This is a genomic window from Tsuneonella deserti, assembly GCF_014644315.1.
Lineage (GTDB): Bacteria > Pseudomonadota > Alphaproteobacteria > Sphingomonadales > Sphingomonadaceae > Tsuneonella > Tsuneonella deserti.
This window is the reverse complement of record NZ_BMKL01000001.1, coordinates 2,417,821-2,436,015: the sequence shown is the minus strand read 5'-3', so window position 1 is coordinate 2,436,015 and position 18,195 is coordinate 2,417,821. Positions and strand designations below refer to the sequence as shown.

Sequence of the window (18,195 nt, the reverse complement as noted above, 5' to 3'; positions counted from 1 at the left end):
TGCACGTATTTGCGGCGTCCCTTAAGCGGAAACCACCGTCCCATGGCGCCGCATCGAGGGCAGGGAGAGTGTTCTCCAAAGCGAACATTAAAGACGTGCTCGAGGCATGCTTGATCGTTAGGAAATCGGGCGAAGAACTCCCGTACCGTCGTAGCGGGCCGCGCACTGGTCATTGCTCACGCAGATCACAATAGGCTGCGCGAAGTGATGCTATGGTCTCGTCGCCGACGCTTGGGAAGTGGCCGATCATGTCCCCGAAGATCTCCGACGAGCGCGCGCGCCGGTTGAAGCGGAATTCGTATTCCTTGAGGAACAGCCAGAAGTATCTCGGCGAGACCGACTGGTGTTGGAGCTGCATGCCGCGCCGGAACGCAGTCAGGAACCCCGTGATCGGATCGGGCAGGCGATCAGCTGCGTTCCATGGTGTCACTGGCATTGCCAAGTCAGGGGTCCGATACTGACCATAGAAGGTGACCAGACGTGCGGTCTCGGCGCACGCCGTCACTACGCGAACGCCCGCGGCCAGCCGGCGCATCAAGAGTCCGCGCACCCGGTGTGGACGATTGCGGTCCAGAACAATCGTTCGGACTGCCTGGTCGGCCGAATCAGCAGAACCTGCGCCCGGTTGGGTTTTCGCTTGCCGAGGGTAACCATTCCGCCGATCTGCTCGACCCGGACGTACACCTCTTCTCCCGCGGTTCCGATAACCTCACGGTGATCGAGCGCGGCCAGGTGCAGGCGAATGCGAATGAGCATTCGGTGAGCCGCGGGAGGCGAGACGCCCAAGTGGCGTGAGAGGAAAGATGTGCTGATGCTTTCGCGGGAATTTGCCAGGTGTAGCATGGTATAAAACCACATGCCTATCGGGATCCGCGAGCGTCCCATAAGGGTGGTGGCGCATGGCGCGATGCTTGTCTTACAGCGATGGTGGACGAACTGACGCTGATGACGGTCGATCGACCACCGGCACGGTTGCTGACAGCGCGGGCAGAGAGGATCGTTACCATAGCGGACCGTAAACACATGGCGCAAACAAGACGCTTCGTCGGGAAACATAGCGAACAGGTCTTGGAGGCTCGTTCCGCGTTCGCCGGCCCGCGAAAAATGGGCTTGATGCGGCAAATATCCGAGATCGAAGACCATGTGTGTATCCTGCGCTCGGCCGCCAGAAGCCTGATAGCTGCGTTTCAATGACGGATAAGCCGCCCCGCAACGGACAAACGCCTTCGGAACCACTGCATGCCACTTTAGGCCGGCCTATCTTTGCTGAGCCCGTTTTTGTTCTCCCCGATCCTGGGCGTGTGTGTCTTTTTGTCGGCGCGCCGCTAGCTCGTGGACGGATAGCTGCACGCCGGCTCAACAGTAAGTCATCAAAGGGACTTGGTCCACCGCGTTCGTAAACTTCACAAATCACCGATAAACCGCAGTTTTGTTTCCTGATGGCAGCGTCCCTGCCAGCCGCGCAAGCCGTGTTCCTAACCAAACAAAAAACACTTCAGTGGACTCGCTCACGTTGTTGCAACCATGGCGGCCCGAACAAGCTAAGACAGCGTGGGAGGGCCCAGCGATGGGCGGCCATATCCACTTAGGAAATCACCCGTTGCGGCGTCTCCACTGTCACCGTATGATCTTCAGCGTCGCCGGCCAACTGCTGGCGGTCAGGCAAAAACGGACGCCCGCGCCGTGACTGGCCTCTTGCAATGCGGGCGAGACCGGAGGTTTCCGCACCTGGCGCAGTTGCCATCCAATGATATTTCCCGGTCCACGGCGGTGGCATGCCGTGCGGGACGAGATTTCAGCCGATGAACCGCCAGGACGGCTCTTCGAGCCTCAATTCCCCACCGTCTGGTCGCTTGGCAGGAAACCCGCCTGCCGTGATGCGCGTTGCATCGAGCGTGACCAGCGCTTTTTCTAACAGGAGCATCACCACCGCCTATGAATCAGGCGCAACCCTTGCCGGCCGAGGCTGGCTCTACCCGCGCGCGCATGCCGCAGGGTGAAACCCCCGCGAGCAGGCTCCACGCGCTGGTAATGGCGCAGCTGGATGACGACCAGGCGCAGGAAATCGTGTCCATCCCGTTGGCCGGCAAGTCGAGCATCGCGGACTTCATGGTCATCGCCTCGGGGCGCTCGACCCGCCAAGTAGCCGCGATGGCGCAAAAGCTTGCCGAGAAGGTCAAGCAGGCTGGCTTCGGCAACGCCCGTATCGAAGGGCTTCCCGCCGCCGACTGGGTGCTGATCGACGCTGGCGACGTGGTCGTCCACCTTTTCCGCCCGGAAGTGCGGAGTTTCTACAACCTGGAACGGATGTGGGGCTTCGGTGACGACAAGGAGGTTGCTGCCTCGGGCAGCGCCTGACTTTTCGTCAGGAAAGGAAGGGGCTGCGGGGCTTGCGGCCCGCTGCCAGCTCATCCTAACTCTGCTGGCATGCTGTTGCACATTCTGGCGCGGGGAAAGATCGCTCGCTCTCCCGAAGCGGAGCTGATCGCGCGCTACGAAAAGCGCATGACGTGGCCCTTTCGCGTCACCGAACTGCCGGAAACCGGGGGAAGGATACCGGAAGCCGCATCGCCGCTGCGCACGGTGCTGCTCGACGAACGCGGGCGCCAGCTTTCCTCGCAAGAGCTGGCCGACACTCTCACTCACTGGCGCGACGAGGGCGTGCGCGAAGCACGCTTCGTCATCGGGGCGGCTGACGGCCACGGCGATGCCGATCGCGCCAGCGCCGACTTGCTGCTCGCGATGGGCGCGATGACATGGCCACACTTGCTGGCCCGGGCCATGCTGGCAGAGCAGCTCTACCGGGCGACCACCATCGTTGCTGGTCATCCCTATCATCGCAGCGGTTAAACAGGCTAAGGCCTCACCCATGCGCCCGCGCATCTACCTCGCCGCTGCCGTCATCACGCTTGTGGCGGGCGGGCCAGTGGCATGGCCATCGGCTCAGGCACAACGCGCCGCTTCCTATGGCGGTGTGGACGAGACCCGCACCGCGCTCGTTCGCGCACAGGCTGATGCTCGCGCTGCGGCTGGACGCGCCCGGCGGCTCGAGGTCGCCGCTGCGGGCGCCCGTGCTTCGGCCGACAAGACCGCGAGCCAGGCCGCCGCGCTCGCCGCCCGAATCCAGGAGGCCGAAGCGGGCATTACCACAGCCCAGGCGCGGATCGCGCTCATGCACCGGGAGCGGGTTGCGCTCGATCGGCGCCTCGCAGCGCGGCGAGAGCCTCTCGTCCGGCTCACCGCCGGACTTCAAAAGCTTGCCCGGCGACCGCTGATCGTCTCCGTCCTGCGCCCGGGCTCACTCAAGGAAACGGTCTACCTCCGCGCCATACTCGACACGACCTTGCCGGAAGTGCGCCGCAGGACCGCCGACCTGCGCGCCGAGATTGCCCATGCGCGCAGAATCGAGGCAGCGGCCCGGGCGGCGGTGGCTTCGCTGGCAAGCGCCAACCGCCTTCTGGGCGAGCGCCGCAGCGCGCTCGCGGCGCTCGAATCGCGCCAACGCCTTGCCTCGCGCCAGGCAACCGGTGCCGCCGCGCGCGAGGGCGAACGGGCGTTGGCCCTCGCCGAGCAGGCCCGCGATCTCGACGCGCTCGTCGGTCAGCTTGGCGAAGCGGGCACGCTACGCCGGCAGCTTGCAGCGCTGCCCGGCCCGCTGCTGCGGCCACCACGGCCCTCTGCCAGTGAAGTCATAGAGCGTGCGGAGGTCCAGGTTGCCTCCGCGCCGGCTCCCGAGTTCCAGCTCCCAGTCGCGGGCCGCACGGTGGCAGGCTTCGGCGAAGCAAGCGACAGCGGGGCGCGTTCGCGCGGCCTGGCGCTGTTGCCCATCGACGGTGCGCAGGTGGTCGCGCCCGGAGCAGGACGCATCGTCTTCGCCGGGCCATTCCGGGGCTTCGACCGGATCGTCATCATCGAGCATGCCGGAGGATTCACCAGCCTCGTCACGGGACTTGCGCGGGTCGATGTCGCGGTCGGCGACGAAGTGGTCGCCGGGGCGCCGCTCGGTGTGGCCGGTTCGGGGCAGACGACTGTTGGCTTCGAGCTGCGGCGGGAAGGCGACCCGGTCAACCCGCTGGAGTTCCTTGGCTGACCAGCGAGAAGCCCGTCATACCTCATCTGGCGTTAACGGCGGCGCCGCGATAGAAGCACCGATAAGCCTTTAGGACATCACGCATGAAGCTTGCCGCCCCCCGTTTTGCCGCGCTCCTGCGCTCCGCCGCGCTCGTAAGCGCGGTTGCGCTCCTGCCGGCGACCACCGCCGGACTTGCGCAAGTCGATGGCCGCGCCGGGCCCCAGTTTGCCAAGCTGTTCGCGGTCTATCAGCGGATCAAGGCGAGTTACGTCGAGCCGGTCGATGACGACAAGCTGATCCGGGGCGCGATCGACGGGATGCTTGCGAGCCTCGATCCGCACTCGGCCTATCTCGACGGAGGAGATCTTCAGCGGCTGGAGACGATGATCGACGGCAACTATTCGGGCCTCGGGCTTTCGGTCGTGCTCGACGACGGCGCAGTCAAAGTGGTTTCGCCGTTCAAGGGAAGCCCGGCCGACAAGATGGGCATCAAGGCGGGCGACTATATCACCCACCTCGACGGGCAACTCGTTTATGGCGGCGAGCTCGACGACGCCGTCGCCAAGATGCGCGGGCCTGCGGGCAGCTCGATCCGCCTGACCATCTTCCGCCCAGGCCGCGATGAACCGTTCGACGTGACCGTGACCCGCGGGGTGATCGATCTTGAGCCTGTCACGCACAAGCTGGAAGCGGGCAACGTCGGCTACATCTCGGTCAACGAATTCAGCCGGGATGTCGGTTCCGACGTCTTTGCGGCGTGGCAGGCGCTCAAGCGCGAGGCGGCGGGCCGGATGAACGGTCTGGTGCTCGACCTCCGGCAGAACCCGGGCGGCTCGCTGGACGAGGCGGTGGCATTGAGCGACCTCTTCCTCGACAAGGGCCAGATCGTGTCCCAGCGCGGCCGGGCCAAGGGCGAATCGCTGGTTTACGACGCCGAGAGCGTGTTCAAGGGCGACATGGCGGCGGGCGTGCCGGTGGTCGTCTTGATCGATGCCGGCTCCGCCTCGGCCAGTGAGATCGTCGCCGGCGCGCTGCAGGATCACCGCCGCGCGGTCATCATGGGCGAGCGCAGCTTCGGCAAGGGCAGCGTTCAGACGCTGCTGCCGCTCGGCGAGACCGCTGCGCTCAAGCTCACGACCGCGCGCTATTACACCCCCTCGGGCCATTCGGTGCAGGAAGGCGGCATCGATCCCGATATCCAAGTGCCGCAGCTCAGCGATCCGGACCTTGCCAAGCGCGAGAAGTTCCGCCTGCGCGAATCGGACCTGCGCGGACACCTGGTCAACGAGGCGGCGCTCAAGGACGAGGATCTGGAAAAGGATCGCAAGGACGATCCGCGTTTCAAGCTCACGGCCGAGGAGCTCAAGGCTCAGGGCATAGAGGACTTCCAGCTCGACTACGCGCTGGAGACTCTCCGCAGGACTTCACCAAACGCGATGGCCAAGCGCAACTGATGACGCTGCATCCTTCGGCGAAGCTGGCCCAGCGGCTCGCGCTGGGTGTACCGGCACTGCTGCTGGGCGGGGCGTATCTCAGCCAGTATGGCTTCGGGCTATACCCATGCGAGATGTGCTGGTGGCAGCGCTATCCCCATTTCGCGGCGATCGGCCTGGCATTGCTGTCCACTGTCGTCGAACCGAAGCGGCTGTGGATCGCACTCGCCGCGCTGGCGATCCTGATTTCGGGTGCGATCGGCGCCTTCCACGCCGGGGTCGAGTATGGCTGGTGGGAAGGGCTCACCGCCTGCAGCACGCCGACCCTCGGCGGCGGCGATCCGCTGGAGGCTATCATGAACGCGCCGCTGGTGCGCTGCGATGAAGTGCAATGGAGCCTCTTCGGGATCTCGCTCGCCGGGTGGAATTTCCTTATCTCGAGCGTTGCCGGGGTAGCGATACTTCTCCTGCTGCGAAGGAAGCCCGCATGACCGAACCTGCATCGCACCGGATGATACGGGTCGACCAGGCCGGTGAGTTTGGCGCGACGCGCATCTACGCGGGCCAGCTGGCGGTCATGGGCAACCGTGCGCCGCATTCGGGCGAGATTGCCGCGATGGCGCGCCAGGAAGCGGCTCACCGCGCAAAGTTCGATGCGTTGATGGCGCGGCGCGGCGTACGGCCCACGGCGCTTCAGCCGTTCTGGTCGGTCGCCGGGTTTGCATTGGGGGCGGCAACCGCCCTCATCGGCCCGGAAGCGGCGATGGCGTGCACTGCGGCTGTCGAAGAAGAAATCGACAAGCACTATTCCGACCAGCTCGACGAGCTCGAGAGGTCCGGCAACGATCCCGAGCTGACGGCCATGGTCGCGGAATTTCGTGAAGACGAGCGCGAGCATCATGCGGCGGCCATCGCCGCCGGGGCCGAGAAGGCGCCCGCCTACCCGCTGCTCGCGGGGGCCATCCGGCTGGGTTGCCGCTTTGCTATCCGGCTGGCGGAGCGTATCTGAGGAACCGGCCTACGGGCCCGCGCGCTTCACCCGATGTTCAGTGGCGCAAGCCCGTAATGCCCGCACACGATCGAGGAGGACAGAACATGACCCGCCGACTGCTTGTGATTCCGCTCATGGCGCTTGCAGCCTTCGCTGTCCCCGCCGCGGCGCAGGATTCGGGCGGCGACAAGGTTCGGATGGTCATCGTCTACGGCAACGATCCTGTCCCTCCCCCGGAAGGCGACGAGATCGTGGTTGTCGCCCATTTGCCCGAGGCGGATCGCTATCGCATCCCCGAGACCCTGCGCTTCAGTGATGATCCCGCCAACATGGCCTGGGCTCGCCGGGTGGAGAAGCTCGACATGATCGGATCGTTCGGCACGATGTCGTGCTCGCCGGCCGGTGCCGGCGGATTCACCGGCTGCACGCAGCAGTTGATCGATGCGGCCTATGCCGACAAGCGGGAAGGCGCCGATCCTCGTTTCTCGGCACTGATTGCGGCTGCCCGGGCCGAGCGTTTGTCGACCATCGATGCCGAAGCGGCCGAAACGCAGGCGCGGGTCGAACAGCTCGAGAAACAGTACATGGATCGGCTCGAGAAAGAGCGGGAAGGCACGCTGCCTGGCGAACAGCCGTCCGCAACCTCGAACGAACCTGGAACCGCCCAGCCGCCGCAGCCGTGATCGCCGGATGTAGTGACGCTGGGGGCTCTCTGGATTAGGCGCCTGCTTGCTTAGCCGCGCCCGATGCTGATGTAGTCGAACCCGGCCGCCCGCATATCCTCGGGACGATAGATGTTCCTGAGATCCACGAGGAGCGGGGAATTGGCAACGCTCTTGATGCGCGCGAAGTCCAGCGCGCGGAACGCGTCCCATTCGGTGACGATGGCAATCGCGTCGGCGTCCTCGATCGCTTCGTAAGGGCTGGCGGACATTTCGACTTCGGGCATCAGCGGGCGGGCTTGCTCCATACCTTCGGGATCGAAGGCGGCGACCTTCACACCGGCATCGGTCAGCGCCTGGGCGACGGCGATCGCCGGGCTGTCGCGCATGTCGTCGGTGTTGGGCTTGAAGGTGAGTCCCAGCAGCGCGACTTTCTTGCCGCGCGCGGCTTCCATACCGCCGAGCGCATCGAGCACCTTGCGGCCCATCGCCCGCTTGCGGCTCTCGTTGACCGCCACGACCGCCTCCACGATGCGGATCGGGCTTTCATAGTCCTCCGCGGTCTTGAGGAGCGCCAGCGTGTCCTTGGGAAAGCAGCTGCCACCGTAGCCAGGCCCGGCGTGCAGGAACTTTGCACCGATGCGCCCGTCCATGCCGATCCCGCGGGAAACGTCCTGCACATTGGCGCCGACTTTCTCGCACAGGTCGGCCATCTCGTTGATGAAGGTGATCTTGGTCGCCAGGAACGCGTTGGCGGCGTACTTGATGAGCTCGCTCGACCGGCGGCTGGTGAACAGGATCGGCGATTCGTTGAGGAACAGCGGGCGGTAGACCTCGCGCATCACCTCGCGTGCCCACTCGTCCTCGGCGCCGATGACGATCCGGTCGGGACGCTTGAAGTCGCCGATCGCGGCGCCCTCGCGCAGGAACTCCGGGTTGGAGACGACCGACACCCGGTGCTTGCATCCGGTTTCGGCGATGATCCGCTCGACCGCGTCGCCGGTTCCCACCGGCACGGTCGACTTGGTGACCACCACCGCATCGTTCACCAGGCTCTCGCCCACCTCGCGCGCGACCGCGTGGACGAACGACAGGTCTGCGTGGCCATCGCCGCGCCGGCTCGGCGTGCCGACCGCGATGAAGATTGCCGAGGCGCCCTTGATACCTTCTGCCAAATCGGTCGTGAACGACAGCCGCCCCGCCTTCACGTTGACCTCAACCAGCGCATCGAGCCCCGGCTCGTAGATCGGCATAACCCCGTTCTCGAGCCGCTCGATCTTCGAGGCATCCTTGTCGATGCACACCACCTCGTGGCCAAAATCGGCAAAACAGGCGCCGGAAACCAAGCCCACATAGCCGGATCCCACCATCGCGATCTTCATTGCGCTCTCTTCATGTTGTCGTCCCGCGCTGAACGAATCAGACGCGATAATATTCCCGATACCAGGCAACGAAATGGCTGATGCCCTCTCTCATTCCAGTTCGTGGGCGATAGCCAGTGAGTTTTTCTAGGAGTGTTGCGTCCGCCCAAGTAGCTGGCACGTCGCCTTTTTGCATAGCCATATAGCGGCGAACCGCCTTGCGGCCACACGCCTCCTCGATCGCATCGACAAATTCTTCGAGCCGCACCGTTTCGTTGTTGCCGATGTTAACCACTCGAAAGGGAGCGGCAGGGCTGAGACTGTCCCACGGCTTGATCGTTTCGCTGCTCCCGGGGCGCACAGGCACTGCCTCGATCAGCAGTCGGATAGCGCGCACGAGATCTACAACATAGGTAAAGTCGCGGAACATCTTCCCGTGATTGTATATGTCGATCGGCGTACCTTGGAGAATTCCCCTGGTGAACTTGAACAGCGCCATGTCGGGCCGGCCCCAAGGGCCGTAGACGGTGAAGAAGCGGAACATCGTGACCGGCAGGTTCCAAAGGTGAGCGTATGAATGCCCCATGCTCTCGGTTGCTTTTTTAGTCGCGGCGTAGAGTGTGAGCTGCGTGTCGCACTTGTCGCGCTCGTCAAAAGGCATGTGTTCGTTCGCGCCGTAGACGGAACTGGTGGATGCCATCAGCAAGTGATCAACGCCAAGTTCTCGGGCGCACTCCATCACATTGAAAGTGCCGACGATGTTGGCTTCTATATAGGCACGCGGGTTTTCCAAGCTGTACCGAACGCCCGCCTGTGCTGCGAGATGAACAATCACGTCCGGCTTCTCGGCCGCAGCCAGTGTGCCGAGCTTGGCGAAATCCTCAAGCATGCCGACATGAGCCGAGAAGCACTGGTTCTTAAGGAGGATCTGGTGCCGCCGTTCCTTTATTCGAACGTCGTAGTAATCGGTCATTCCGTCAAAACCGACCACTGTGCAACCCTCAGCGAGCAACAACCGGCAGAGATGGAAGCCGATGAAGCCTGCAGAGCCCGTGACAAGAATCTTCATCGACCCTCCTATCCAACGACGCCGCCAATCAATGCCTGCCATCTTGGAGGCAAAGCTGCCGGCTCGACACAAAGATTAGGTATGGACGCCGCGAGCACGAACTCAAGCCTTGGGCAAGGCGCGCCCCATCGCCCTACGATGGTGTAAAAAAGGAGTTCACGGCTGAAAAGATTTGGGCGCAGTCCAACGTGAGAAGCGCCGTGATGATCTTCCCTCATAGACTCTTGACCAACTTGTCTCCAATCGCGAATATTGACCGGCGGTCCGTTAAATACGCGGGTCGCGATACAAACAACCTCGCCGGTCTTCAGAAATTATCCGGTCAGACAAATTAAAGGCAGCGGCCGACCACACGTGAATTTAATAACGGAGATGAGAGCAACCTCGTTCGTTAGTCTCAGGTCGGGTGCCGCATTTCCGATATGCGTTGAAATACCGATCCAACGCGGCGGAGGTGTCACGCGAGTACGTAGAGAAGTCTTGCTCTAGGGACTTTTGGGCGCACCTTCATCAGTTATAAGTAAGACTCCAATCACCAAGGTGGCGAGAGAAATAACTGAGGTAATCCAGGAAGTGGAGAGCCGTGTTGTTGCCTCCTGCCGTTCACTCGTATCTCGCTCCGCCACTTGTGCGTGCAGGGGCGTCGACAAAAGTAGGGAAGCCAGAAGCAGGCGGCGGAAATTTTTCATCTTAAAATTCCATCACTGGTGGGGCTCGCTGCTAATAACCCAATGAGGCGCCGCAATGCCCTTTTTATCAATAAAACCTCGACTGCAATAAGCAGTATGCCTTGTCCCTCCAACCACTGACATTGCGACGAAGATTGTAGGCTAGGGTAAACCCAGGCAGCAGAGCCTAGTGTTGTCAGATTCTCCAAGCAAGAATGGAGTTATCTCCTTTGGCGCAAGGCGGACGGGCGGCCTGATGGTCGAATATTGGACGAAATGTACAAATTCTCGCGTGGGAAGACCGGTGCGTTTGCTCGAAAGGCCCCTTGGCATGCTAGCCAGACCCTTCCTTGTCCACGGTCCAAACACGGTTCTGCCGAAGCATGGCTACGCCGCAGTACCGACAGTAACTGCGAACTCCACCCGATTCGAGATGATAAGCTCTTCCCTTGGATCTCTGGTGGCGACCTAATAGGCATTTAAGGCGCTGATAGAATTTCATAATTATCCTCAAAGCCCATGTTAGCGTGACTCGGAAAGACGCATTGCGACCATTGGCGACCCAGGTGCGCTCGCCCGCTCAGTCTGCGGGCCGCTCGGCAAATTCTCCCTGGGTTCGTATACTCGCTGGATCGAGTGGGTCAGTAACATCTCTCGATTGCCTCGGGCTAACGGGGGGGGGGAAGAGGGCATCGAATTGGCGAAAGAGGGGGGTTAGCGGGTTGAGTACACCCCAAAGCGGGGGGCCATTTCTGTGGCCGGGAGCACTACCGTTCCGGAAATCCGGCAGCAAAAAAGAAACCCTCAATAGGCCAAGGGCTCGCAACGTACGGGCCCGCGAAATATACGTATCGGCTTGTAGCGTGTTAAGTGTGGAGCGCGCCGTGAGAAGCTCACGCGCCAGAGTAAGAGCATCAAGCGTTGTGACAAATCCGGCCCGTTGCTGCTCGAGTGCGCCTTGGTAAGCACTTTGGGCTGCATCTACCGCAGCTGACAGATCGGCTAGCGCCTTTTCTTGAGATATCCATGCCGCCCATGACTGATTAAGCTCTGCAGCCAACTCGCGCCGGGTTCGATCCACTAGGTGCCAATCCGCATCATTAGCGGCCCGAGCCTGCTCGACCCGCGCAGCAAGCACGCCACCGTCGAACAAGGGCGCTGATACCACAACTTGGCCTGACAGGCCAGTCTGTCGCCGTTCGTTACTATACGGGCTGACCGGATTTAGGTCGGCTTGTCCACGGAAGTCCACTCTTGGAGCGCGGGCAGCTGCAGCTCCGGCCGCGACCGCGCGCGAGGCTTGCTCTCTTGCATTCGCCGCCGCAAGCAAAGGGTTATCATTCTCGGCTATACGCAGTGCATCTTCGAGCGTGCGTGGAGGCACCACAAGCGGGTTTGGCGGGGCGAGGTCTCCTGCAGGTGATCCTGTGCTGGCGCGAAAATCAGCTTCAGTCGCTGCGAGCGCCCCCTTTGCGATTGAAGTCTGAGCCTGCGCAAATTCCATTCGTGTCTCGACTTGGCGCAGATCGGTAACGGTGGCCTCTCGAGCTAGATATCGAGACTTTGTGTCTTCGAACTGTTGTCCGAGTATCGCACGATTGTCCTCGGAAATTTGTAACGCATTGCGATCTCTGAGGACACCAATATACGCGGAGATCACCTGAAAGACTGTTTCCTGCTCAGCCTCGCGCGCCAAAGCCGACTGCAGTTTCAGGAGTGCTTCCGCTTGGCGCCGGTCGGCTGTTAGCCGACCAAAGGTGAAAATGGGTTGTGAGAGAGCTACCGACGCAGCTGCGGACCACCCCGATCGGGTAATGAACAAATCAGAGACTATATCAGCCCGATCCCATTGGTAGCCATACCGAAGTTGATAGTCAGCGCGCGGTCCGAATGCTCCGTTCGCTTCAACGAGCCGATACTCCGACGCACGGGTACGCGACCGCTCCGCCATCAGCGCGGGGTCAGTCAGGTAGGAGCGCTCTATCGCATCGGTCAGAGTGGTGACCGGCGTGTTGTAATCAATCCCACTGGTTGCTGTATTAGGGACGGAAAACGAAACGCCCTGGGTTTCGATAACCGGTCTGGATCCTGAGGGGTCTTCTTGTGCTTCTGCCGCGCTCGGCCGGATGAGGAGAAATACTGATATCGCGGGAATGCACAGGTAGAAGCGGCTAATCATAACGGAACGCTCGGGCCAGCTGGTCGCGCAGCGGCTTACCTAGATAGGATACGAGAGGCCGGCTCCCGGTTTCGATGTAAACCTCAGCAGGCATGCCGCTGCGAAGATCAAGCCCCTCTCGGCGAACCGCCTCGGCGTCGATACTCACGCGTGCCATGAAAAATGCGACGTTCGCCTCGGGGTCTACTGTGCGGTCAGAAGCGACATAGGTTACGCGCCCAGCGAATTCGGGTGTAGCAGCGCGACTGAACGAGGTGAACCGCGTACGAGCGGCTTGGCCAGTCTGCAGCCGGTCCACATCTTCGGGGCGAACCATCGCTTCTACGACCATCGCGCCGGCGTCGGGCACAATCTCCATGATCGGTTCAGCTGGCCGCACCACGTCGCCGACAGCGGCGAATGCGACCTTTTCTATCGTGCCCGAGTAGGGCGCGCGAATTTCGCGATTCGCCTGTTGGTCACCAGCTGACACGTTGCGCACGCGTTGATCATTCAGTTGCGTATTGAGTTGAGCCAATGCCGTCGCGGCCTCTGCCCGACGCGACTCACCAAGCTGGATGAGGCGCTCGTTGGATTCGGTGATTTGGGCACCGACTCTCGCAATGTCAGCCTCAAGCGAGGAGATGTTGCCTTCGAGACTTGCTTGGGTTCGCTCCAGCTCGTTCAACCGGTTGATAGTGACCAGCTCCTTTGCCCAGAGGTCCCGCACACCCGCAAGTTCAGGTCTTATCAGTTCCTGCTGGCGCACCAACGACGCAATCTGCGCGCGATAGCTCCGAATTTGCTGGTTGCTCTGAGTAATGCGTGCGCGGAGTTGGGCTTGTAATTGCCTTTCCTCGCTGCGACGAAGAGCGAAAAGTTTTGCCTCGTTGGCCATGGCTTCTCGGGCGGTGCCATTAGCGGCAGTGGTGAGCTCACGCGGAAAAGAGATTCGATTCGCGCCCAGTCGTTCGGCTTCAAGCCGCGCGCGCTGCGCCAGAAGTTGCTCGACGGTCATGCTTGAATATATGTCAGCGGCGCCGGACACGGTGTCTTCAAGACGCATCAACAGCTGCCCTTTGCTGACGTGCTGGCCGTTCTGGACGAGGATCTCCGCGATGACCCCGCCCGTCGGGTGTGCCACACGTTTGACCTGATCCTCCACGCCCACTCTGCCGGGGGCGATCACCGCTCCCGCTATAGGAACCACAAACGCAAGGAGCAGAAGGAGCGCGATAATTCCACCCGCAACGTAGATTGTGCGGCGAGCGCGGGGCGCGTCCTCGGTTGCTGGCGGCTCTGAAGTTGAAAGAAGGTCGGGTAGAGCTGCAGTGCTCAAGAGATTGCGATTAACCATGTCTATCCCACAGATCCTTACGCCGCAGCGTCTTGGGTGGATACAGAAGCTGGCTGCTTGAATGTCCGCTGAAGTACGTCATCTTTGCTGCCCAAGTCTGCGAGTTGACCTGCTCTCATTACCCCTAGATGTGTTACCGGCCCCAAAGTGGCGGGTCGGTGAGTTATCATTACCACGATTCCCCCCTTTTGCCGGTGCGCCAAGATCGCGCGGGCCAAGGCGGCGTCTCCATCCTGGTCGAGGTTTGAATTTGCTTCGTCCAAAACCAGGAGGAAGGGATCGCCAAAAAGCGCGCGGGCGAGTCCCAGACGCTGTCTCTGGCCAGCAGAGAGTTCGAGTCCTCCCGATGTCAGTCGCGTATCGTAGCCGTTTGGGAGCGCAAGAATGGTTTCGTGTAAACCGGCCTTCCGCGCCGCCTCAATGATCTGGCCCGAGGATGCGAGGGGATCCAGGCGAGCAATATTCTCACCGACGGTTCCGTCGACCAGTTCTACTGATTGAGGGACGTAACCGATCGCGGCGCCGAGAACATCCGCATCCCAGTGCGAGTGCAGGGCGCCGTCGAATCTCACCTCCCCCCGCAATGGGGTCCAGATACCGAGCAGCGCTTTGATGAAACTGGTCTTCCCGGCCGCACTTGGACCGATAATCGCGAGGGCTTCGCCTGCCTGAAGCGTAAAGCTTACTCCTTTCACGACCGGCTCTCGCGAGCCGGGCGGAGCGAGCCATAAGCCGTTTACCGAGATACTGCGCGACGGCGGGTCAAGCTGGACCTCTCTCGCTGACGGCGGCGGTGATTCACTGATGGCCTGAACTATGCGCTCCCACCCGGTCCGGGCGGCGACGAAACCCCGCCAGGTGGCGATAGCCTGATCCACCGGCGCTAGCGCCCGCCCTGCGAGGACAGAAGAAGCGATGATGATTCCGCCCGAAGCCTCGTTATCCATGACCAGCAGCGCGCCAACGGTTAGGATCAGGGATTGCACGAAAATGCGGAATACCCGGCCAGCACCACCGAACCGTGCTACAATAGTAGAAAGAGCTCCCTGAACGGTTCGGTACCGCTCATCGGCCTCCGCGCTGCGGGCAGAAAGCCGTTGCCGCATGCCAATTGCGGTGGCGACCTCGGAAAGCCGCAGTTCCGTATTCAATCGCGCATTACGTTCGCTGGTAATCTGGGCCAGGTCGCGCGACGCATCTTGCGTCCTTACGCTGGCATACCAAGCTATCGCAGCCATCGCGATAATTCCGAGCAGAGCGGCAACCCCCAGCCAAACATGGAGAAGCGTCAGCACGATAAGGAACAATGCCACCCACGGCAGGTCGATAAGTGCCACTGGGCCAGGACTCGCGATAAAACCGTAAACCTGATCGAGATCGCGGACGATCTGGGCGCCGTCGCCCGCGGGCACGCCCCGACGCAAGGGTAACGTCACCGCCGCGTGGTGAACAAGCGGAGCCAGGTCATGGTGGATACCGCGCGCCAGTCGGAGCAGCAACTCGCTCCGGGCTGCGTCAATGATCCCCTGAAACAGATAGACGAGGATGAGCATGCCGAACAGCGCGATAAGGGTGGCGACGCTACCGCTCGGCAAAATCATATCGTACACGAGCAGCATGTAGATCGCGCCGGCAAACAGGGTCAGGTTGAGGAGGATCGTCGCTGCGACAATTACCCGGACCGTGCTGCGGTACCGGCCCAGAAAGCGGCTAATAAGCTGTCGGGAAACGGAGGTATGAATCATCTGGTTCGGCCCGTCAGTTTCTCGGCTCGCAGGGGGTTCGGGCCGCCCCTCGCTCTAGCCGAGCGAGATCCGATCATCGCGGACTGGAGCGGGGTTTGATCTCTAATTACACCATTTAGCAATTCTGTCATCCGCCTCATGCGGCTCATTAAGGCGCCGGGAATCATAAACAATCTGCGGCGACGCCAGGCCGATTGTCGCGGAACCGGCCGCCGTCATCAAATCCTGCGAGCCGACTTCCTCAGAAGCTAATTTGCCGAAAAAAAGGGCCGGGGAATTGCTCCCCCGGCCCCAATCACTGATCAATTCACCGTTAGAGGACGAAATCGTCCGCCGTCAGCGTAATCTGCCCCTCGAGGAACATGGTCGCGTCCGCTGTGCCATCGCCGTTGATGTCGATCTGGATACGCGTATCGCCATCACTGGTGAAGTTGTACCGGATCTCCGCATCACCCGAAGCGTCGAAAGCGCTATTGCCGACGAACAAGAATGCCTGATCACCCAGCGCACCGCTCGTATCGATGCTCGAGAAGTCGAGCACGTCGTTTTCGGCCTGGCTGAAGTCAAGCACGTGGTCGCCCTGCGCTTCCGCAACGTCGTTGTAGTCGAACGTATCGGCTCCGTTTCCGCCAACAAGGTCGTCGGCTCCGAGGCCGCCGACCAACGTGTCGTTGCCATCATCGCCGAACAGGTTGTCGTCCCCGTCCTGTCCGTTGATCGCATCGTTGCCCGCGCCGCCGAACACGTTGTCGTCGCCGGCACCGCTGGTGACGATGTTGTCGAGCGCGTTGCCGCGGATGGTGTCGTTACCACCCGAGGTGGTGACGTTTTCGATCCCGAGCAGGGTGTCCGAACCTTCACCGGTCGCAGTGCCGGTGCTGAGGTTCACGGTGACATCGACGTCCTGGAGGAATTGAGCCGTGTCACTTCCGCGACCGCCGCTCAGCTCATCGTTGCCGAACCCGCCATCGAGAGTGTCATCTCCAGCGTTGCCGCGAAGATGATCATCGCCGTTCTCACCGAACAGGAAGTCATCGCCGTTGTTGCCGAGAATGTCGTCGTTTCCGTCGTTGCCGTGCAGGAAGTCCGCACCGCCGCGACCGGTGATGCGGTCATTGCCGGCGCCGCCATCGATGACATTGTCTGCAGCGCTTCCGAGCAGCTTGTCGTTGCCGCTGCCGGCGTAGACGTTCTCGAAGTTCAGGACGGTGTCGAGCGAGGCATATGCCGCGCCGGTGGTGCCGGTGCCGTTGTACTCGTCGCGCATCGCGCCTGCAGCGAGGTCAACGACGACCTGCCCTGCGCCGCTGAGGTCGAGCGTATCGATACCTTCCTTGCCGTCGTACACATCGGTGCCGGCGCCGTAAGCGACCAAGTAATCGTCGCCTTCACCGAGGAGTACGGTATCGTTACCGTCACCGGCAATTACGTAGTCGTCGCCGCCACGGGTCCGGATGGTGTTGTCCCCCGCGTTGTCCACGACGTAATCCCAGAAGTCGCTTCCAACGACAGTCTCGACTCCTGAGAAAGAGTCGGACACGCCAGTCGAATAATTGTAGACTTGGCCGTTGTCCTGCTCACCCGCGACGATGTTGCCCATGTTAATATAAAGCGACCCCGATGCGGACGTGTAATCCAGCGTGTCAACGCCGCCGCCCAGCTGGAAGTCGGCGCCCGAGGTGTCTTCGACCGTGACATAGTCGTCGTTGTCGGAGCCGCCGACGCCCTCGAAGCCAGTGAACGTGTCAGAGCCCTGGCCGGTGGCGGTGCCGCTGCCGTCGGTGTTATACTGGACGGTGACGCCCGGGCCGCCCTGGAACGACACGTAGTCGAAGCCGGCATTGCCTTCCATCACATCATCGCCGAGGCCGCCGATGATGATGTTGTTGTTCGCATCACCGTACAGGAAGTCGTTGTAGGCCGAACCCTCGACGTTCTCTACGTTCAGAAGGGTGTCGTTGCCTTCGCCGACTGCGAAGCCCCGATCGAGGAATACGGAGACCGGTCCAGTGGCCCCCGAGAATGTCACCGTATCGTTTTCGGTGCCGCCGTCGATGGTGTCATCGCCAGCATTGCCGGCGAGGAAGTCGTCACCGGCGCCGCCAAAGACTTGGTCGTTGCCTTCGTCGCCCTGCACCGAGTCGTCGCCCAAACCACCCCGGACGACATCATCGCCAAGCCCGCCGCTAATCCGGTCGTTGCCTTCATTGCCGGTGATAGTGTCGGCGCCATCATCGCCAGTGATGACGTCGTCGCCCAGGCCACCGGAGATAGTGTCGTCGCCGGCGTCACCCGTGATCGTGTCATCGCCATCGTCGCCGGTGATCGAATCGCCGCCGTCGCCGCCGTGAATCTCGTCGCTACCGGCGTTACCGGTAATCGTGTCGTTGCCACCCAGTCCGTTGATGAGGTCGGCTTCCGGCGTGCCTACGAGCACCTCGCCGGTGTTAGTTCCGTTAATGGTAGCCATTTTTCCTGCTCCTTAAGCCTACTAATTCTATCGCGCCCGCAATTCTTAAAGCTCCGCCGATGCGCAGCGAGCCTGGTCAATGGTTTACGCGTTCGCAATCAGAACGCAATGCAAAAAAACGACAATTTAGGTCCATCGCAACCCGTCGTTAACCGTTCTGCTACGGCATTCATCCTTAGCGCACCGGTCGACTCGAGAGCCGCGGTTAG

16 protein-coding genes and 1 pseudogene are annotated in these 18,195 nt (G+C 61.7%); 8 read left to right on the top strand and 9 right to left on the bottom strand.

What is annotated here, in order from left to right; translation table 11 throughout:
- Positions 1-8 precede the first annotated feature (8 nt).
- From IEW58_RS14115 to IEW58_RS11985, 3 genes and pseudogenes are all read right to left on the bottom strand, one after another.
- Positions 9-173 (bottom strand): annotated as a pseudogene (locus tag IEW58_RS14115) (transposase); the annotation flags it as partial.
- Positions 170-535 carry a hypothetical protein gene (locus tag IEW58_RS11990; protein WP_188645324.1) on the bottom strand — a complete coding sequence of 122 codons (366 nt, stop codon included), beginning with the start codon at positions 533-535 and terminating at the stop codon, positions 170-172. The pseudogene IEW58_RS14115 and the gene IEW58_RS11990, both read right to left, overlap by 4 nt.
- Positions 535-756 carry a hypothetical protein gene (locus tag IEW58_RS11985; RefSeq protein ID WP_188645323.1) on the bottom strand — a complete coding sequence of 74 codons (222 nt, stop codon included), beginning with the start codon at positions 754-756 and terminating at the stop codon, positions 535-537. The genes IEW58_RS11990 and IEW58_RS11985 overlap by 1 nt, the downstream gene beginning before the upstream one ends.
- 171 nt (positions 757-927) lie before the next feature.
- Here IEW58_RS11985 and IEW58_RS11980 point away from each other — a divergent pair, with 171 nt between their 5' ends.
- From IEW58_RS11980 to IEW58_RS11945, 8 genes are all read left to right on the top strand, one after another.
- Positions 928-1,194, top strand: a complete 267-nt coding sequence (locus IEW58_RS11980) for a hypothetical protein (RefSeq protein ID WP_229658570.1) — start codon at positions 928-930, stop codon at positions 1,192-1,194.
- 741 nt (positions 1,195-1,935) lie between these two features.
- Positions 1,936-2,358 carry a ribosome silencing factor gene (gene rsfS, locus IEW58_RS11975; protein ID WP_188645321.1) on the top strand — a complete coding sequence of 141 codons (423 nt, stop codon included), beginning with the start codon at positions 1,936-1,938 and terminating at the stop codon, positions 2,356-2,358.
- 69 nt (positions 2,359-2,427) lie between these two features.
- On the top strand, positions 2,428-2,850 hold the full coding sequence (locus tag IEW58_RS11970; protein ID WP_188645320.1) for a 23S rRNA (pseudouridine(1915)-N(3))-methyltransferase RlmH: 423 nt from the start codon (positions 2,428-2,430) through the stop codon (positions 2,848-2,850).
- A gap of 19 nt (positions 2,851-2,869) precedes the next feature.
- Positions 2,870-4,090, top strand: a complete 1,221-nt coding sequence (locus IEW58_RS11965) for a murein hydrolase activator EnvC family protein (RefSeq protein ID WP_188645319.1) — start codon at positions 2,870-2,872, stop codon at positions 4,088-4,090.
- A gap of 83 nt (positions 4,091-4,173) precedes the next feature.
- Complete coding sequence (locus tag IEW58_RS11960; RefSeq protein ID WP_188645318.1) at positions 4,174-5,526, top strand: S41 family peptidase; 1,353 nt, start codon at positions 4,174-4,176, stop codon at positions 5,524-5,526.
- Positions 5,526-5,996 carry a disulfide bond formation protein B gene (locus tag IEW58_RS11955; protein WP_188645317.1) on the top strand — a complete coding sequence of 157 codons (471 nt, stop codon included), beginning with the start codon at positions 5,526-5,528 and terminating at the stop codon, positions 5,994-5,996. The genes IEW58_RS11960 and IEW58_RS11955 overlap by 1 nt, the downstream gene beginning before the upstream one ends.
- The gene (locus tag IEW58_RS11950; protein ID WP_188645316.1) at positions 5,993-6,514 is read left to right on the top strand and encodes a demethoxyubiquinone hydroxylase family protein; all 522 of its coding nucleotides are present in this window, start codon (positions 5,993-5,995) and stop codon (positions 6,512-6,514) included. Before IEW58_RS11955 ends, IEW58_RS11950 begins: the two co-directional genes overlap by 4 nt.
- Positions 6,515-6,600: 86 nt before the next feature.
- Positions 6,601-7,179, top strand: coding sequence for a hypothetical protein (locus IEW58_RS11945; RefSeq protein WP_188645315.1), 579 nt, complete (start codon positions 6,601-6,603; stop codon positions 7,177-7,179).
- Positions 7,180-7,229: 50 nt separating this feature from the next.
- Here the strand turns inward: IEW58_RS11945 and IEW58_RS11940 are convergent, their stop codons facing one another.
- The 6 genes from IEW58_RS11940 to IEW58_RS11915 all read right to left on the bottom strand — a co-directional run bounded on the left by IEW58_RS11940 (position 7,230) and on the right by IEW58_RS11915 (position 17,986).
- Entirely contained in the window at positions 7,230-8,540 is a 1,311-nt protein-coding gene (locus IEW58_RS11940) for a UDP-glucose dehydrogenase family protein (protein ID WP_188645314.1), read from the bottom strand.
- Between the two features lie 37 nt (positions 8,541-8,577).
- On the bottom strand, positions 8,578-9,588 hold the full coding sequence (locus IEW58_RS11935; protein WP_188645313.1) for an NAD-dependent epimerase/dehydratase family protein: 1,011 nt from the start codon (positions 9,586-9,588) through the stop codon (positions 8,578-8,580).
- Positions 9,589-10,836: 1,248 nt separating this feature from the next.
- Positions 10,837-12,435, bottom strand: a complete 1,599-nt coding sequence (locus IEW58_RS11930; RefSeq protein WP_188645312.1) for a TolC family protein — start codon at positions 12,433-12,435, stop codon at positions 10,837-10,839.
- Positions 12,428-13,771 carry an HlyD family type I secretion periplasmic adaptor subunit gene (locus IEW58_RS11925; protein ID WP_188645311.1) on the bottom strand — a complete coding sequence of 448 codons (1,344 nt, stop codon included), beginning with the start codon at positions 13,769-13,771 and terminating at the stop codon, positions 12,428-12,430. The genes IEW58_RS11930 and IEW58_RS11925 overlap by 8 nt, the downstream gene beginning before the upstream one ends.
- A 17-nt stretch (positions 13,772-13,788) precedes the next feature.
- The gene (locus IEW58_RS11920; protein ID WP_188645310.1) at positions 13,789-15,516 is read right to left on the bottom strand and encodes a type I secretion system permease/ATPase; all 1,728 of its coding nucleotides are present in this window, start codon (positions 15,514-15,516) and stop codon (positions 13,789-13,791) included.
- Positions 15,517-15,829: 313 nt separating this feature from the next.
- Entirely contained in the window at positions 15,830-17,986 is a 2,157-nt protein-coding gene (locus tag IEW58_RS11915; protein ID WP_188645309.1) for a calcium-binding protein, read from the bottom strand.
- Between the last annotated feature and the right edge of the window lie 209 nt (positions 17,987-18,195).

Coding starts and splice junctions, on each gene's coding strand:
- IEW58_RS11990 (WP_188645324.1), bottom strand. CDS start 535: ATGCGCCGGCTGGCCGCGGGCGTTCGCGTAGTGACGGCGTGCGCCGAG.
- IEW58_RS11985 (WP_188645323.1), bottom strand. CDS start 756: ATGCTCATTCGCATTCGCCTGCACCTGGCCGCGCTCGATCACCGTGAG.
- rsfS (WP_188645321.1), top strand. CDS start 1,936: ATGAATCAGGCGCAACCCTTGCCGGCCGAGGCTGGCTCTACCCGCGCG.
- IEW58_RS11970 (WP_188645320.1), top strand. CDS start 2,428: ATGCTGTTGCACATTCTGGCGCGGGGAAAGATCGCTCGCTCTCCCGAA.
- IEW58_RS11965 (WP_188645319.1), top strand. CDS start 2,870: ATGCGCCCGCGCATCTACCTCGCCGCTGCCGTCATCACGCTTGTGGCG.
- IEW58_RS11960 (WP_188645318.1), top strand. CDS start 4,174: ATGAAGCTTGCCGCCCCCCGTTTTGCCGCGCTCCTGCGCTCCGCCGCG.
- IEW58_RS11955 (WP_188645317.1), top strand. CDS start 5,526: ATGACGCTGCATCCTTCGGCGAAGCTGGCCCAGCGGCTCGCGCTGGGT.
- IEW58_RS11950 (WP_188645316.1), top strand. CDS start 5,993: ATGACCGAACCTGCATCGCACCGGATGATACGGGTCGACCAGGCCGGT.
- IEW58_RS11945 (WP_188645315.1), top strand. CDS start 6,601: ATGACCCGCCGACTGCTTGTGATTCCGCTCATGGCGCTTGCAGCCTTC.
- IEW58_RS11940 (WP_188645314.1), bottom strand. CDS start 8,540: ATGAAGATCGCGATGGTGGGATCCGGCTATGTGGGCTTGGTTTCCGGC.
- IEW58_RS11935 (WP_188645313.1), bottom strand. CDS start 9,588: ATGAAGATTCTTGTCACGGGCTCTGCAGGCTTCATCGGCTTCCATCTC.
- IEW58_RS11930 (WP_188645312.1), bottom strand. CDS start 12,435: ATGATTAGCCGCTTCTACCTGTGCATTCCCGCGATATCAGTATTTCTC.
- IEW58_RS11925 (WP_188645311.1), bottom strand. CDS start 13,771: ATGGTTAATCGCAATCTCTTGAGCACTGCAGCTCTACCCGACCTTCTT.
- IEW58_RS11920 (WP_188645310.1), bottom strand. CDS start 15,516: ATGATTCATACCTCCGTTTCCCGACAGCTTATTAGCCGCTTTCTGGGC.
- IEW58_RS11915 (WP_188645309.1), bottom strand. CDS start 17,986: ATGGCTACCATTAACGGAACTAACACCGGCGAGGTGCTCGTAGGCACG.